The sequence below is a fragment of the Streptococcus sp. bf_0095 genome (assembly GCF_004166885.1).
Taxonomy (GTDB): Bacteria; Bacillota; Bacilli; order Lactobacillales; family Streptococcaceae; genus Streptococcus.
On sequence record NZ_RCYU01000003.1, the window covers coordinates 129268 to 143601 of the forward strand.

General features: G+C 43.6%; 13 protein-coding genes. 7 read left to right on the plus strand and 6 right to left on the minus strand.

The window, feature by feature from the left end:
* The first annotated feature begins 1 nt into the window (after nucleotide 1).
* The 3 genes from EAI95_RS08170 to dtd all read left to right on the plus strand — a co-directional run bounded on the left by EAI95_RS08170 (nucleotide 2) and on the right by dtd (nucleotide 3950).
* Complete coding sequence (locus EAI95_RS08170; RefSeq protein ID WP_129822696.1) at nucleotides 2–751, plus strand: 16S rRNA (uracil(1498)-N(3))-methyltransferase; 750 nt, start codon at nucleotides 2–4, stop codon at nucleotides 749–751.
* A gap of 251 nt (nucleotides 752–1002) precedes the next feature.
* A complete protein-coding gene (locus tag EAI95_RS08175; RefSeq protein ID WP_129822697.1) occupies nucleotides 1003–3222 on the plus strand; it encodes a bifunctional (p)ppGpp synthetase/guanosine-3',5'-bis(diphosphate) 3'-pyrophosphohydrolase in 2220 nt (739 codons plus the stop codon).
* Between the two features lie 284 nt (nucleotides 3223–3506).
* Nucleotides 3507–3950, plus strand: a complete 444-nt coding sequence (gene dtd / locus EAI95_RS08180; RefSeq protein WP_129822698.1) for a D-aminoacyl-tRNA deacylase — start codon at nucleotides 3507–3509, stop codon at nucleotides 3948–3950.
* Between the two features lie 294 nt (nucleotides 3951–4244).
* On the opposite strand, the gene EAI95_RS08185 is transcribed toward dtd, so the two are convergent.
* Nucleotides 4245–4898, minus strand: a complete 654-nt coding sequence (locus tag EAI95_RS08185) for a metal-dependent transcriptional regulator (protein WP_126403726.1) — start codon at nucleotides 4896–4898, stop codon at nucleotides 4245–4247.
* A gap of 140 nt (nucleotides 4899–5038) precedes the next feature.
* Between EAI95_RS08185 and EAI95_RS08190 the strand changes: the two genes are divergently transcribed.
* A complete protein-coding gene (locus EAI95_RS08190) occupies nucleotides 5039–6064 on the plus strand; it encodes a DUF3114 domain-containing protein (RefSeq protein ID WP_129822699.1) in 1026 nt (341 codons plus the stop codon).
* Nucleotides 6065–6171: 107 nt separating this feature from the next.
* On the opposite strand, the gene tpx is transcribed toward EAI95_RS08190, so the two are convergent.
* From tpx to EAI95_RS08210, 4 genes are all read right to left on the minus strand, one after another.
* On the minus strand, nucleotides 6172–6666 hold the full coding sequence (gene tpx / locus EAI95_RS08195) for a thiol peroxidase (protein ID WP_040802778.1): 495 nt from the start codon (nucleotides 6664–6666) through the stop codon (nucleotides 6172–6174).
* 87 nt (nucleotides 6667–6753) lie between these two features.
* The gene (locus tag EAI95_RS08200; RefSeq protein WP_048788740.1) at nucleotides 6754–7686 is read right to left on the minus strand and encodes a metal ABC transporter substrate-binding protein; all 933 of its coding nucleotides are present in this window, start codon (nucleotides 7684–7686) and stop codon (nucleotides 6754–6756) included.
* Nucleotides 7687–7711: 25 nt separating this feature from the next.
* A complete protein-coding gene (locus tag EAI95_RS08205) occupies nucleotides 7712–8551 on the minus strand; it encodes a metal ABC transporter permease (RefSeq protein ID WP_009732123.1) in 840 nt (279 codons plus the stop codon).
* Nucleotides 8548–9270: a metal ABC transporter ATP-binding protein gene (locus EAI95_RS08210; RefSeq protein WP_048788741.1), complete on the minus strand. Its 723-nt coding sequence runs from the start codon at nucleotides 9268–9270 to the stop codon at nucleotides 8548–8550. Before EAI95_RS08210 ends, EAI95_RS08205 begins: the two co-directional genes overlap by 4 nt.
* Nucleotides 9271–9419: 149 nt before the next feature.
* Here EAI95_RS08210 and EAI95_RS08215 point away from each other — a divergent pair, with 149 nt between their 5' ends.
* Nucleotides 9420–11315 carry a M13-type metalloendopeptidase gene (locus EAI95_RS08215; protein WP_048788742.1) on the plus strand — a complete coding sequence of 632 codons (1896 nt, stop codon included), beginning with the start codon at nucleotides 9420–9422 and terminating at the stop codon, nucleotides 11313–11315.
* Nucleotides 11316–11573: 258 nt separating this feature from the next.
* Here EAI95_RS08215 and EAI95_RS08220 read toward each other — a convergent pair whose 3' ends face one another.
* Nucleotides 11574–12350 (minus strand): glycyl-radical enzyme activating protein, encoded by a 777-nt coding sequence (locus tag EAI95_RS08220; protein ID WP_006595065.1) that lies wholly within the window; start codon nucleotides 12348–12350, stop codon nucleotides 11574–11576.
* A 130-nt stretch (nucleotides 12351–12480) separates the two neighbouring features.
* Between EAI95_RS08220 and EAI95_RS08225 the strand changes: the two genes are divergently transcribed.
* A complete protein-coding gene (locus EAI95_RS08225; protein WP_048717589.1) occupies nucleotides 12481–13224 on the plus strand; it encodes a DeoR/GlpR family DNA-binding transcription regulator in 744 nt (247 codons plus the stop codon).
* Nucleotides 13225–13238: 14 nt separating this feature from the next.
* A complete protein-coding gene (locus EAI95_RS08230) occupies nucleotides 13239–14210 on the plus strand; it encodes a sugar-binding transcriptional regulator (RefSeq protein ID WP_023022130.1) in 972 nt (323 codons plus the stop codon).
* Nucleotides 14211–14334 lie beyond the last annotated feature (124 nt).

Sequence of the window (14334 nt, forward strand, 5' to 3'; positions counted from 1 at the left end):
CATGCAGCAGTATTTTGTAAAAGGATTGGCTAGCTCACCTGTCACCATCGAGGACAAGGAAACCAGGAAGCACATGTTTCAGGTCATGCGCTTAAAAGAAGATGATGAGGTCGCTTTAGTATTTGATGATGCCATTAAGCGTTTGGCGCGCGTGGTCAATGTGGAGGCGCGTCAGTTTGAGCTGGTTGAGGAATTGGATGACAATGTGGAACTACCTATTCAAGTGACCATCGCATCAGGCTTTCCCAAGGGGGATAAACTGGAGTTTATCACTCAAAAAGTAACAGAGCTCGGTGCTAGTCAAATTTGGGCCTTTCCTGCCGATTGGTCAGTTGCCAAGTGGGATGGCAAGAAATTGGGTAAAAAGGTTGAGAAACTAGAAAAAATCGCCCTTGGAGCAGCAGAGCAAAGCAAGCGGAATCTTGTTCCAAGCATTACCCTTTTTGAGAAAAAGGCAGACTTTCTAGCCCAACTCGACCAGTTTGACCGCATCGTGGTAGCCTATGAAGAGTCGGCCAAAGAAGGCGAAAGCGCTGCTCTTGTACAAGCTGTAAGTGGGCTTGAAAAAGGGAGCAAGGTTCTCTTTATCTTTGGTCCAGAAGGAGGTCTCTCACCTGCTGAAATTGAAAGTTTTGAAGCTAAAGGAGCAGTCCTTGCAGGCCTTGGCCCTCGGATTCTCCGTGCAGAAACCGCCCCACTCTATGCCCTTAGCGCAGTGAGTGTTGTCACAGAATTAATGAAAAACGCGTGAAGGTAGATCTTCACGCGTTTCTTTTATATCTTATTTTATTCAGAATTTATTCGTTTTCTTATTTTTTATATATTACAAATTAATGAATTTTTTATAAAAAATGGAGTATTTGTATAAAAAGGGAACCTAAGTTCGGGATTTCTGGCTGATAGTGCTGGAAAGCTCCTCCAATAGCATGAAAGTCAATCGGACTAGTTTTCATATAGAGCTAAAAGTGATAGAATAGAAGGCAAGAAAGTGGAGAAAACTAGATGCCGAAAGAAGAACCTTTAACAGGGGGCCAGGTTATTGCCCTTACCAAAAAATACTTGTCGGGAGAGGACTTTGCATTTGTAGAAAAAGCTCTCCTTTATGCAGTCGACTGCCATAGTGGGCAATTCCGTAAATCAGGAGAACCCTATATCATCCACCCTATTCAAGTTGCCGGCATTTTGGCAAAATTGAAGTTGGATGCTGTGACGGTTGCCTGTGGTTTTTTGCACGACGTTGTCGAGGATACAGACGCGACCCTAGATGATTTAGAACGCGAATTTGGACACGATGTCCGAGTGATTGTTGATGGAGTGACCAAGCTCGGGAAGGTCAAATACAAGTCCCATGAAGAGCAGCTAGCAGAGAACCACCGCAAGATGCTCATGGCCATGTCTCAGGACATCCGTGTCATCTTGGTCAAGCTAGCAGACCGCTTGCACAACATGCGGACTTTGAAGCATTTACGCAAGGACAAGCAAGAACGGATTTCCCAGGAAACCATGGAAATCTATGCACCACTAGCCCACCGTCTCGGGATTTCCAGCGTCAAGTGGGAATTGGAAGATCTATCCTTCCGTTATCTGAACGAAGTCGAGTTCTATAAAATTTCCCATATGATGAAGGAGAAGCGTCGCGAGCGGGAAGCCTTGGTAGAAGAAGTTGTCCAAAAGATCGAGTCCTATGCGGCAGAACGCCACCTCTATGGGAAAATCTATGGTCGTCCTAAGCATATCTACTCCATCTACCGCAAGATGCAGGATAAGAAGAAACGCTTTGATGAAATCTATGATTTGATTGCCATTCGCTGTATCCTGGAATCACCGAGCGATGTCTACGCCATGCTGGGCTATATCCACGAGTTGTGGAAGCCTATGCCAGGCCGTTTCAAGGACTACATCGCCAATCGTAAGGCCAATGGTTACCAGTCCATCCATACCACTGTTTACGGTCCAAAAGGTCCCATCGAGTTCCAGATCCGTACCAAGGAAATGCACGAGGTTGCTGAGTACGGGGTTGCGGCCCACTGGGCCTATAAGAAAGGGATCAAGGGCCAAGTCAACAGCAAAGAATCGGCTATTGGGATGAACTGGATCAAGGAGATGATGGAACTCCAAGACCAGGCGGATGATGCCAAGGAATTTGTTGATACTGTCAAAGAAAACTATCTGGCAGAAGAGATTTATGTCTTTACCCCAGATGGAGCGGTTCGTTCTCTTCCAAAGGATTCTGGACCGATTGACTTTGCCTATGAGATTCATACCAAGATCGGGGAAAAAGCGACTGGTGCCAAAGTTAATGGCCGTATGGTTCCTTTGACTACCAAGCTGAAAACGGGTGACCAGGTTGAAATCATCACCAATCCAAATTCATTTGGACCAAGTCGTGACTGGCTCAATATCGTCAAGACCAGCAAGGCCCGCAATAAGATCCGCCAATTCTTTAAGAACCAAGACAAGGAACTCTCGATCAACCGTGGACGAGAGTTGCTCATGGCCCAATTCCATGAGCATGATATGATTGCCAACAAGTTCATGGATAAGAAGCACATGGACAAGGTCTTGCAAAAGACCAGCTACAAGACCGAAGATGCCCTGTTTGCGGCCATCGGTTTTGGAGAAGTCGGAGCCATCTCTGTCTTTAATCGTTTGACGGAGGAAGAGCGTCGAGAAGAGGAAAAGGCCAAGGCGCGTGCAGAAGCTGAAGAGCTGGTCAAAGGTGGCGAAGTCAAGGTTGAAAACAAAAAAGACACCCTCAAGGTCCGCCATGAAGGTGGCGTGGTCATCCAAGGGGCTTCTGGTCTCTTGATCCGGATTGCTAAGTGTTGCAATCCCGTCCCAGGAGATACAATTGTCGGTTACATTACCAAAGGACGTGGGGTTGCCATTCACCGTCAAGACTGTATGAACCTGCGGGCCCAAGACAACTACGAGCAACGCTTGATCGACGTCGAGTGGGAAGACAATAACTCGACCAAGGACTACATCGCCCATATCGATATCTACGGCCTCAACCGCGCAGGCCTTCTCAATGATGTCCTTCAAGTCCTCTCTAATACGGCCAAGATGATCTCAACCGTCAATGCCCAACCAACCAAAGATATGAAGTTTGCCAATATCCACATTTCTTTCGGGATTCCAAATTTGTCCATGTTGACAACGGTTGTGGATAAGATTAAGAGTGTGCCGGAGGTGTACTCTGTTAAGCGTACCAACGGCTAATCTTCTGCGAAAATCGACTTCATACTGCGTTAGTTTCAACTGGCCTAACTACAGTTATGCCTGCGTCTCACTGCCTTGTCTGATGTCGATGTTCTTTGAAGCTTGAGAAGCGTGGTCAGAACTCTTTTATTGCTTGGTTAACTCGTCTCGCTGCCTTGCCCTAAAAGCAATTGAACAGCCTTTGGTTTTCGAATAGTCTGCCTGCTTTTCATCGCCTTGTTTGAAGTCGATTTTCTTTGAAGCTTAGTGGTGAGCCCAATAGATTGTATAAATAGGATAATAAGATGAAATTAGTAATTCAACGGGTCAAAAGGGCCTCGGTTTCTATTGATGGTCAAGTTTATAGTCAGATTCAGGATGGGCTTCTGCTCTTAGTGGGAGTGGGGCCTGAGGATGACCAGAAGGATTTGGAGTATGCGGTGCGGAAGGTCACGCAAATGCGAATTTTCTCGGATGAAGAAGGGAAGATGAATTTATCTGTCAAGGATATTCAAGGAGAAATCCTCTCGATTTCTCAATTTACCCTCTTTGCCCAGACAAAAAAAGGCAATCGTCCAGCCTTTATTGGGGCAGCCGATCCAGAGATGGCCAGCCGGCTCTACGATGACTTCAATGAGTTGTTGGAAAAGGAAGTCCCTGTCAAACGAGGGGTCTTCGCTGCAGATATGGCAATCGAACTCATCAATGATGGCCCGGTGACCATCATCCTCGATACGAAAAATCCATAAAAAAAACAAGCCCTTGATTAAAAGGCATGTTTGAATGTAGACAAATTACTTTTTACTTAGGATAGCTGGATAATTTTTCAAAAAAATTCTTATATTACTTTGGATTGTCAAAGTAAATCCGAAACTTTCCGCCGTGAGAAAAATGCTTGAAACATTGTTGTTTCAAGCATTCGGGAGTTTTGAAACCTTAGGTTCAAAACTAAGTCATGGAACTTCGTAGAAGTTCGCTGACGTCCGTACTCACCTAAGGAAAGTTTCTAGGAATACTATTTCTTCAATCTGACATGCTCTTCATCAAAGGGCATGTTTTTCTATGTAAAGTTGTTGGGCAATCAGGTGATTGATTTGGATGTCTTGGTCTTTGATCTGGAGCTGATAGAGGCCAGTGTAATCGTCGTAGCCTTTGAAGAGAATGTCATCTCCAATGGTCAGCTGGATCTGGTCTAAAAAATTCAGCAATTCAAAGCTATCCTGGACTCTTCGCAAACGATAGGTTCCCGGTTCGCTGACATCACTCAAACGGTCCTGGTAAGCCTCGATGAGAAGTTTTCCTTTTGGTGGAATGGTTCCTCCGTGGGGGCAGGTCTTGGGAGTGTCTAACATTTGGTCTAGTTTATCGATAAAGCGGTCGGAGACAGTATGTTCGAGCACCTCAGCCTCTTCATGGACTTCTTCGGTCGTATAGCCAAGTTTTTTGAGCAAGAACACTTCGATCAAGCGGTGCTTGCGAAAGAGATCGGAAACCGTTTGGAGTCCGAGTTCGGTGAGTAGATAGCCGTGGGTCTTGTCCTTGATGAGGAGATTCTCCGAGATCATGCGTTTGACCATCTCAGTCACGGCTGGAGGCGAAACCTGCATCCGGGCCGCAATCTCTTTGTTACTAATTTTTTCATGTTGCGTGCCGATTTCATAGATGCACTTGAGGTAATCTTCTTTATTTGGTGTCATAGGGTCCTCTTTTCTTCGCTTCTTCTAGTATATCAAAAAAAGCGTAAAATGGCTTGGCCAGTGGATAGGAATTGTCTGAGAGGGAGAAAGATGATAGTATAGAAGCATAAACCAAGAACAATGTGGAAAGGAGGATGCAAATGCAGCGACAGGAATTGGAAAAACTGGGCTGGACGACCAGAGGTCTCAGCTACTTAGAAAAACGACTGCAATCTTACGAAGATGCAGCAAAAAGGCAAGACTGTTACCGCTCTGTCTTCGTCTTTGCCAGCCCTCTTTTCCAAGAGATGTGGCAGAGAGAACTGCAAGGGTTGACGGAAGGCCGTGCCCAGGCCCTCTTAAGAGGGGTCATGCACCTCTGTCTCATGCCACGGGATTTATCAGGAACCTGTGAGGAGACTGCCTTCTTACTGAAGCGGTTCTGGCCAGATTGCCCGCCTCATTCGTCTTTTTGGTCCTCTTTTTCAAGAGTGGTTCAAGTAGCATTTGCTCAGGATCTATTAGCCAGCAAAGCAGGAGATCAGCTCTTAAAACGCCAGATCCACCAGTTCCGCTATCTGCTCTCTGCCTACCAGACCCAGTGGATTCGGGAGCATTATGCCAAAACTGGACAGACTGATGAAGAGGCGCTACAAGCTTACTTACAGGAGACAAAAGGAATTAAGATTGATGCCTATGAGGCGGCTCGTCTTCACAATAAGGTCTATGTGGATCAAAACGGCCAGCTCGCCTTCCCATCGCGTGCTCAGGCCCAGTTGAATTTTAAGGTCTTGCTCAACTTTCATACTGAGTATATCCTGGATCAGGGTGGCCAGTTTCTCAACGAAGTGGACCCGAATCAGATTTCTGAAAATGGCATTGTCAATGGAGCCAGTTTCAACTATGGTTTAGCCAGAGGCCGGACTCATAAGGACTTGGATATCGATCCCGTCAAATCGTGGGATCCACCTTTTCGTAAGAAGGTCCTCTATCAGCAAGGTGTTCGCTATCTAGCTCCGAAGAATGATCGTGGAGAGCAGGGCTATTGGAGCCGGAAGGGAACCTTTGCACAAGGAGGCAAGAGCTACAAGCAACAGGTAGCAAAGCGTGTGCGGAGTTTCCTCAGAGGCATCCCACGCTTACGCTGGCGAGTCCTCCTTCAGAATGGACTCCATCGGTTTTTATAGTAGTCCTCTTTCGGATTGAAGAAAAAGGACTCTTAGAAATTCTCTTAAGGAAAGTCTCTGAACGAATTTTGTAGATATAAAAAAGAGGTCGTAGACCTCTTTTTTATTTAATCAAGTGCTTTGACGGCTTCGATTGCCGCGTCGTAATTGGGTTCGCTGTTGATGTTGTCTAGGTATTCGACGTAAGTGACCTTGTTGTCCGCATCTAGGACCAAGACAGCGCGTGCGAGCAAATGCCATTCATTGATCAAGAGGCCATAGGCTTTTCCGAAGGAATGGTCGAAGTAGTCTGAGAGCATGATGGCATTTTCGATCCCTTCAGCAGCACACCATTTACCTTGAGCGAAAGGAAGGTCGACGGAAACCGTCAAGACCACAGTGTCCTCCATGTCAGAGAGGGCCTGGTTGAAGTGACGTGTTTGAGTGGAACAGATACCTGTGTCAATAGATGGGATCACGCTGAGGACTTTTTTCTTCCCAGCAAAATCAGCCAAAGATTTTTTCTCTAAGTTTGGTGTAGTCAGTGAAAAGTCATGAGCAGTATCGCCAACTTGAAGTTGAGATCCGGTAAAGGTAACAGGGTTTCCTAAAAATGTTGTCATAGCAAAGACTCCTTTTTTCTTTTCATTGTACATTAATGAAGGGGGAAGAGCCACTGATTTGTTTGAGAATCTAATCAGTTTGGAATCTTATTTGTTCAAACCTTCTGCGATTTTCTCCAAATTCCATTTCATCATGCTGTAGTAGCTGTCGCCTTCTTCGCCTTCTTTGGCGATCGAGTCAGTAAAGATCTTTGCAAAGATAGGGATATTGCTATCCTTAGACACAGTTTTCATAGGACGCTCATCGACACTGGATTCGACAAAGAGGGACGGTACTTTGGTTTGACGCAATTTCTCTAGCAGCGTTTTGATTTGTTCAGGTGTCCCTTCTTCTTCAGTGTTGATTTCCCAGATATAGGCAGATGGGACGCCGTAGGCTTTGGAGAAGTACTTGAAGCAACCCTCACTGGTTACGATCATCTTCTTCTCTGCTGGGATGTTATTGAATGCTTGCTTGGCTTCTTGATCCAGCTTGCTCAGTTTTTCAGTATAGGCTGCTAGATTTTTTTCGTAGAAGTCCTTATTTTTTGGATCTTTGGCGATCAATTGTTTAGCAATGTTTTTAGCATAGATGATCCCGTTTTCGAGATTGAGCCAAGCGTGAGGGTCTTCTTTTCCAGCTTGGTTTTGGCCTTCTAAGTAGATGACCTCTACGCCATCGCTGGCAGCGAAATAGTCCTTGTTTTCTACTTTATTAGCATTTTTGACCAACTTGGTAAACCAAGCATTGCCACCCGTTTCGAGGTTGATGCCGTTGTAGAAGATGAGGTCTGCTTGTGAAGTTTTTTTGACATCTTCTGGGAGTGGTTCGTATTCATGGGGATCTTGGCCGACAGGGACAATACTGTGTAGCTCGATTTTATCTCCAGCGATATTTTTTGTCATATCTGCGAGGATGGAGTTGGTGGTGACCACTTTCAATTTATCGGATGAGGACTTGGAAGAAGAGTCTTTGCTACAAGCCAGTAAACCAAATAAGAGAGCCACAAAGAGGGCTAAGACGGAAGTTAGTTTTTTCATTTTTTTCTCCTTTATGAGATTAATCTTAGTACGAAGGGGAATGTCTGTTCTTTCTCTGCTTGGGAGCGATAAAGAAGCTAATGAGAAAGAAGACGGCAGAAGTGATGACAATACAAGATCCGACAGCGATGTTGAAGCTATAACCAATAAAAAGTCCTAGGATGGATGCAAGAGCACCTAATCCGGATGAAAGGAGCATCATGGACCAGAGGCTATTGGCATAGAGATAGGCCGTCGCAGCAGGTGTGATGAGCATGGCGACGATGAGAATGGTCCCGACACTCTGCATAGCAGTGACAGAAACCAAGGTCAAGAGCACCATGAGAAGGTAGTGATAGACCTTGACCCGAACGCCCATGGATTGAGCGAGGACAGGGTCGAAGGAAGTAAGTAGCAAGGGTCGAAAGAGCAGGCAAATCGCCAGTAAGACAGCCACACCAATACCAATGGTCATCCACATATCCTGGTCTTGCACGGCCAAGATATTCCCAAAGAGGATGTGGAAGAGGTCAGTGGAACTTTTAGCGACTCCAATCAAGATGACCCCTAAGGCGAGGAAAGAAGAAAAGGTAATCCCAATCGCAGTGTCGCTCTTGATGATGGAGTTGCTCTTGATATAGGTGATCAGGATGGAAGCTAAGAGGCCAAAGATGATGGCGCCAATAAAAAAGTTGATACCTAAGATAAAGGACAAAGCCACCCCTGGAAGGACTGCGTGCGAAATAGCGTCCCCCATGAGAGACAAGCCTCGCAGAATGATGAAACATCCGACCGCACCGGCGACGATCCCGATGGCAATAGCTGTAATGAGAGCGTTTTGGAGGAAATGAAATTGTTGTAATCCATCGATAAATTCTGCAATCATCTGATTTCACCTCCTATAAAGAGTTCATGCCCGTAGGCTGCATGCAGATTCTCTTTGGTAAAGGTTTCCTCTGTTTTCCCAAAAGCAATCAGTTTGCGATGAAGGAGGAGGACTTGGTCAAAGTAAGCTGGAACCTTGCTGAGATCGTGATGGACGATCAGGATGGTCTTGCCTTCCTTTTTCAGGGTTTGGAGTGTCTGCATGATGATGTCCTCGCTAACAGAGTCAATTCCAGCGAAGGGCTCATCCAAAAAGATGACATCTGCTTCTTGGACCAAGCAGCGGGCGATTAGGACCCGTTGGAATTGCCCTCCCGAGAGTTGGCCAATCTGGCGATCCGCGAGATCAAGGAGATTGACAAGTTTTAAGGCATCTTCCACCTTTTGGAGATCCTCTTTGCTTTTTCGCTTGAAGATAGAAAGATGGGGGTAGAGGCCCAGTGAGACACACTCTCGCACCGTGATGGGGAAGTGGAAATCAATAGCTGTCTTTTGTTCGACGTAGGCCACTCGTTGAAGAACTTGGTCGAGATCTTTTTGATCGAGTAGGACTTTTCCCGAATGAGGGAGAAGTCCTAGCATAGCCTTGATCAAGGTTGATTTTCCAGCTCCGTTGGGTCCAAGAATTCCTAGGATGGTTGGACCCTGGATGGTGAGAGAAAGATTCTCCAAGGCCAGTGTTTGCTGGTAAGCAACACTTAGATGTTCAATTTGAATCATGATTTTTCTCCTTTACCATTAATATACATAAATTAAAAAATTAAGTCAAGTTAATTTTTTTAAATAATTTAGATTAACTCACTTGTAATCATTGAAAAATAGACCTATTTTTGATAAGGTTATTACAAAAGATTGAAAGTGAGAAGATCATGGTACGTTTACAAGATGATTTTTATGATTACGTCAACGGGAAATGGGCTGAGACAGCTGTGATTCCAGATGACAAACCGTCAACCGGTGGTTTTATGGACTTGATCCAAGAGATCGAAAACTTGATGTTGGATATTACCGGAAAATGGCAACGAGGAGAAGAGCTGCCAGAAGACAGTATTCTCCAAAACTTTGTCAAATACCACAAGATGGTGGCAGATTTTGATGCGCGAGAAGCAGCTGGTGTGGCTCCAGCTATGCCCTTGATCAATGAAATCAAGGCCTTGTCTTCTTTTGAAGACTATACCAGTAAGTTGGGGACCTATGAGCTAGCTGGCAAACCAAATCTCATGCCATTTAGCGTGTCACCAGACTTTATGAATGCCCAAATGAATGTCTTGTGGGGAGAAGCACTCGGTTTGATCTTGCCTGATACGACCTACTATGAAGAAGGCAATGAAAAAGGCCCAGAGTTATTGGCTGTTTGGCGTCAAATGGTTGAAAAGCTCTTGGCAAAATTTGATTTCTCAGAGGAAGAAATCAAAGATATCCTGGATAAGGTGATTGCGGCCGATGCAGAATTGGCCAAATATGTCTTGTCAAACGAAGAAAAATCCGAGTACAACAAACTCTACCATCCTTATGAGTGGGCAGATTTCAAGGCCTTGGTTCCAGAATTGCCACTCGATACCTTCTTTACAGAAGTGATCGGGCAAACGCCAGATACTATCATTGTTCCAGAAGAGCGCTTCTGGAAGGAATTTGCGCCAAAATTCTACTCAGCAGCCAACTGGGAAACCCTTCATGCCAAGTTGAAACTCAGTGCAGCTCTTTCTTGGACGTCTTTCTTGACTGAAGAAATCCGTGTCTTATCTGGTGAGTATAGCCGTACGATTACAGGGACACCAGAAGCACGTCCGAAAGAAAAAGCAGCTCTGGCTTTGGCAGAAGGACCTTATAGCCAAGCACTTGGCCTTTGGTATGCAGGAGAAAAATTCTCACCAGAAGCGAAAGCAGACGTAGAGCATAAAGTAGCGACCATGATTGAGGTCTATAAGGATCGCTTAGAAAAAGCAGACTGGCTCGCTCCTGAGACTCGCGAAAAAGCCATTGTCAAACTCAATGTCATCACACCACATATCGGTTACCCTGAAAAGTTACCTGAAACATACGCCAAAAAGATCATCGACGAGAGCAAGACCTTGGTGGAAAATGCTCAAAAATTGGCTCAAATTTCCATCGAGCATGTCTGGAGTAAGTGGAACCAACCAGTCGATCGAAGCGAGTGGCATATGCCAGCTAATATGGTCAATGCCTACTATGATCCGCAACAAAACCAAATCGTCTTCCCGGCAGCAATTCTGCAAGCACCATTCTATGACCTTCACCAATCGTCATCAGCCAACTACGGCGGAATCGGTGCAGTCATTGCCCATGAAATCTCCCACGCCTTTGACACCAATGGTGCTTCCTTTGACGAGCACGGTAGCTTGAAAGACTGGTGGAAGCCAGAAGATTATGAAGCCTTTACTGCTCGCACGCAAAAAGTTATCGATCAGTTCGAAGGTCAAGACTCATACGGTGCCAAGATTAACGGGAAATTGACCGTTTCTGAAAACGTGGCAGACCTCGGAGGGATCGCTGCAGCCCTTGAAGCGGCTAAGAAAGAGGAAGATTTCTCAGCAGAAGAGTTCTTCACCAACTTTGCCCGCATCTGGCGCATGAAAGCTCGGACAGAGTACATGCAACTTCTCGCAAGTGTCGATGTCCACGCACCAGGAAAACTCCGTACCAATGTTCAGTTACCAAACTTTGATGAATTCTTTGAAACCTTTGATGTCAGAGAAGGTGACGGCATGTGGCGTGCACCAGAAGACCGCGTGATCATTTGGTAGTCTAAGATACTAAGCCCGTAAAAAAAGCGAGAAGAAAATAGGAGATTGACTATGTGGGCCATGTCCACCAGTCAATCTCTCTTTTTCTCGACGCTTTTAGGGCGAGTTCAATTTTGTGATAGTGATTTATCATTTTTTCAAAGGAAGTAGTCTCGACTTCAATTAAGCAATGATTTTCTCGATGCTCGTGAAAGAATAAGAAATCCCCAAAGCCAAGTTTCAATCTACTGAAACTAGCTTTGGGGATTTTTGAGTGGATTAGAAATAACAGTGAATGTCATGATCTAAAAAAACTTGCTGGTAGTCATATAAATCTTCTGGATGCAGGGCTTTTATTCCTTCCATTTCATAGCGACGTCCTAAAAGCTTGTATTTGTTTTCTCCAAACTGGTGAAATGGGAGAAGTTGTACTTCATCGATATCGAGAGAATTAAAAAGAGAAGCAAATTCTTCAGCATCATTTAAAGAGTCGTTGAAATTAGGGATGACTGGGATACGTAAAACGATTGTTTTGTTTTGAGCAAAGGCATAATGAATATTTTTAATAATCAGATGATTGTTGACTCCGACAACCTTCTTATGTTTAAGTGTATTGTAATGTTTAAGGTCTGTATAAATAAAATCAACATACTGAATGAGATCGACAAATTTCTCATGTTCAACAAAAGCTGTCGTTTCGATTGCAGTATGAAGTCCAACTTCTTTCGCAGCTTTTAAGATTGCTTTGGCAAATTCAAATTGAGCGAAGATTTCTCCACCAGACAGGGTAAGGCCACCACCAGATTCTTCGTAGAAGTCAACGTCTTTTAAGACATCATCTATGATTTCTGTAACTGTTTTTTCTTCTCCTGTGATGGTTTCCTTTTTAGTAACAGCATCCAACATTTTTTCAGGATTTGCACGCTGGGATTCAGGATTGGAGCACCATGGACAACGCAGGGGACATCCTTTTAGAAATACAGTAGTTCGGATTCCAGGGCCATCATGGATACTAAAGTGTTGGATATTAAAGATTATGCCACGATTTTGTTCCATATTTTTGCTCTCCTATCAATCTAGTAAGTCCATTATACATTATTTAAGAAACTAATTCAATTACGAACGAAAGTTTATTTTGTTTTGAATTCACTCGAAAATTTGCTAAAATAGAGAAGAGGTAAAAACAATGCAACGTTTAGATGAAATATTGAAATTAGTATCGGAATTTGAAAAGATTGATGTTAATAGCTTGTCTGAGAAATTACAAGTCTCTAAAGTGACCATTCGAAAGGATTTGGACAAGCTAGAATCCAAAGGATTATTGCATAGAGAACACGGCTATGCTGTTTTAAATAGTGGAGATGATATCAATGTTCGATTGTCCTTTCAATATGATACCAAGAAAAGAATAGCCAGGGAAGCTGCTAAATTAATTAAGGATAACGACACGGTTTTGATTGAATCGGGCTCTACATGTGCCTTGCTAGCAGAAGAAATTTGCCAAACAAAAAAGAATGTCAAGATTGTGACAAATTCTTACTTTATTGCAGATTATATTCAGGAATATGATTCTTGTAAAATCATCCTACTTGGTGGTGAATTTCAAAAAGAATCGAGAGTGACTGTAGGTCCGCTTTTGAAAGAATTAATCCGCTCGTTTAGAGTTCCCTTTGCTTTTGTAGGGGTAGACGGATATGATGACGAACTTGGCTTTACTGGGAAAGATATGATGAGAAGTGAAGTTGTTCAAGCTATGTCTGATGTTTCTAAAGAAGTGATTGTCTTAACAGATTCAAGTAAATTTGGGAAATGTGGAACTGTCAGACGATTTGCACTTTCACAAGTTTCGAGAGTCATAACAGATAAGAATATATCTCAAGAAGCGAAAGAAAAACTTGAGGATTCGCAAACGATTTTAACCTTAGTATAAGAAGGAGAAGCCAATTGAAAGATGAACGGAAAAAGTTACTTGCTAAATTAGCCTATCTATACTATGTTGAAGACAAAAGTCAATCGCAAATCGCAGCAGAAACTGGAATCTACCGTACAACTGTCAGCAGAATGCTAGCAGAAGCTAAGAAAGAGGGCGTAGTAAAAATTGAAATCGAAAACTTTGATACTCGCCTCTTCCATTTAGAAAATTATATCAAACAAAAATATGGCTTAAAAGCTATTGAGATTATACCGAATCTAGTTGATGAACCTCGAGAAAGCCTTGAAAAGCGACTGGCGCAAGCAAGTGCGGTCATGCTTCGTAATTTGATTGAAGATGGAATGACAGTTGGTTTTTCATGGGGCAAGTCTCTCAGATTAATGGTGGAACAAGTTGGAACTAAGCGTTTGGATGGTGTTCAATTTTATCCCCTAGCTGGAGGTCCCAGTCATATCCATGCTCGCTACCATGTCAATACTCTAATCTACAGTATGGCGAGTAAATTTCATGGAGAATGTCATTTTATAAACGCGAGTGTCATTCAAGAAAATTCTGAGGTAACGGAAGGCATCTTATCTTCTAAGTATTTCGAGGACTTGAAAGCTAGTTGGCGTTGTTTGGATGTTGCTGCTGTAGGGATTGGTGGCCATGCAGATAGCAAGAATCCTCAGTGGTTTGATATGCTAACAACAAATGATTTTAAGAAATTGGAGTCGGAACATGCTGTAGGAGAAGTCTGCTGTCGTTTCTTTGATCAAGAAGGTATCCCCGTTTATCCTGAATTACAGGAAAGAACAATATCTATCACATTGGAGGAATTGAGAAAGGTTCCGAATACCATCTCGTTAGCCTACGGTGATCAAAAAGCAAAAGCAATTTTATCGGTTTTGAAAGCCAACTATATCAATCATTTAGTCACAGATGAAGCGACGATCTTAAAAGTTTTAGAATTAGATGGTGATCAGCAATTTACTAAAAAATAGGACAGCGAGGATGCAGTCCTTATTTTTTTGAGTTAAATAGCACAAATGTGCAAAAACTAAAAACAATAATCAAATGTTGTAGTTTTTTATTGACCGGCAAAAATATAAATGGTATATTGACAAT

Excerpts from the sequence above, each read along its gene's own strand:
- EAI95_RS08170 (WP_129822696.1), top strand. The coding sequence starts at position 2 with ATGCAGCAGTATTTTGTAAAAGGATTGGCTAGCTCACCTGTCACCATC.
- EAI95_RS08175 (WP_129822697.1), top strand. The coding sequence starts at position 1,003 with ATGCCGAAAGAAGAACCTTTAACAGGGGGCCAGGTTATTGCCCTTACC.
- dtd (WP_129822698.1), top strand. The coding sequence starts at position 3,507 with ATGAAATTAGTAATTCAACGGGTCAAAAGGGCCTCGGTTTCTATTGAT.
- EAI95_RS08185 (WP_126403726.1), bottom strand. The coding sequence starts at position 4,898 with ATGACACCAAATAAAGAAGATTACCTCAAGTGCATCTATGAAATCGGC.
- EAI95_RS08190 (WP_129822699.1), top strand. The coding sequence starts at position 5,039 with ATGCAGCGACAGGAATTGGAAAAACTGGGCTGGACGACCAGAGGTCTC.
- tpx (WP_040802778.1), bottom strand. The coding sequence starts at position 6,666 with ATGACAACATTTTTAGGAAACCCTGTTACCTTTACCGGATCTCAACTT.
- EAI95_RS08200 (WP_048788740.1), bottom strand. The coding sequence starts at position 7,686 with ATGAAAAAACTAACTTCCGTCTTAGCCCTCTTTGTGGCTCTCTTATTT.
- EAI95_RS08205 (WP_009732123.1), bottom strand. The coding sequence starts at position 8,551 with ATGATTGCAGAATTTATCGATGGATTACAACAATTTCATTTCCTCCAA.
- EAI95_RS08210 (WP_048788741.1), bottom strand. The coding sequence starts at position 9,270 with ATGATTCAAATTGAACATCTAAGTGTTGCTTACCAGCAAACACTGGCC.
- EAI95_RS08215 (WP_048788742.1), top strand. The coding sequence starts at position 9,420 with ATGGTACGTTTACAAGATGATTTTTATGATTACGTCAACGGGAAATGG.
- EAI95_RS08220 (WP_006595065.1), bottom strand. The coding sequence starts at position 12,350 with ATGGAACAAAATCGTGGCATAATCTTTAATATCCAACACTTTAGTATC.
- EAI95_RS08225 (WP_048717589.1), top strand. The coding sequence starts at position 12,481 with ATGCAACGTTTAGATGAAATATTGAAATTAGTATCGGAATTTGAAAAG.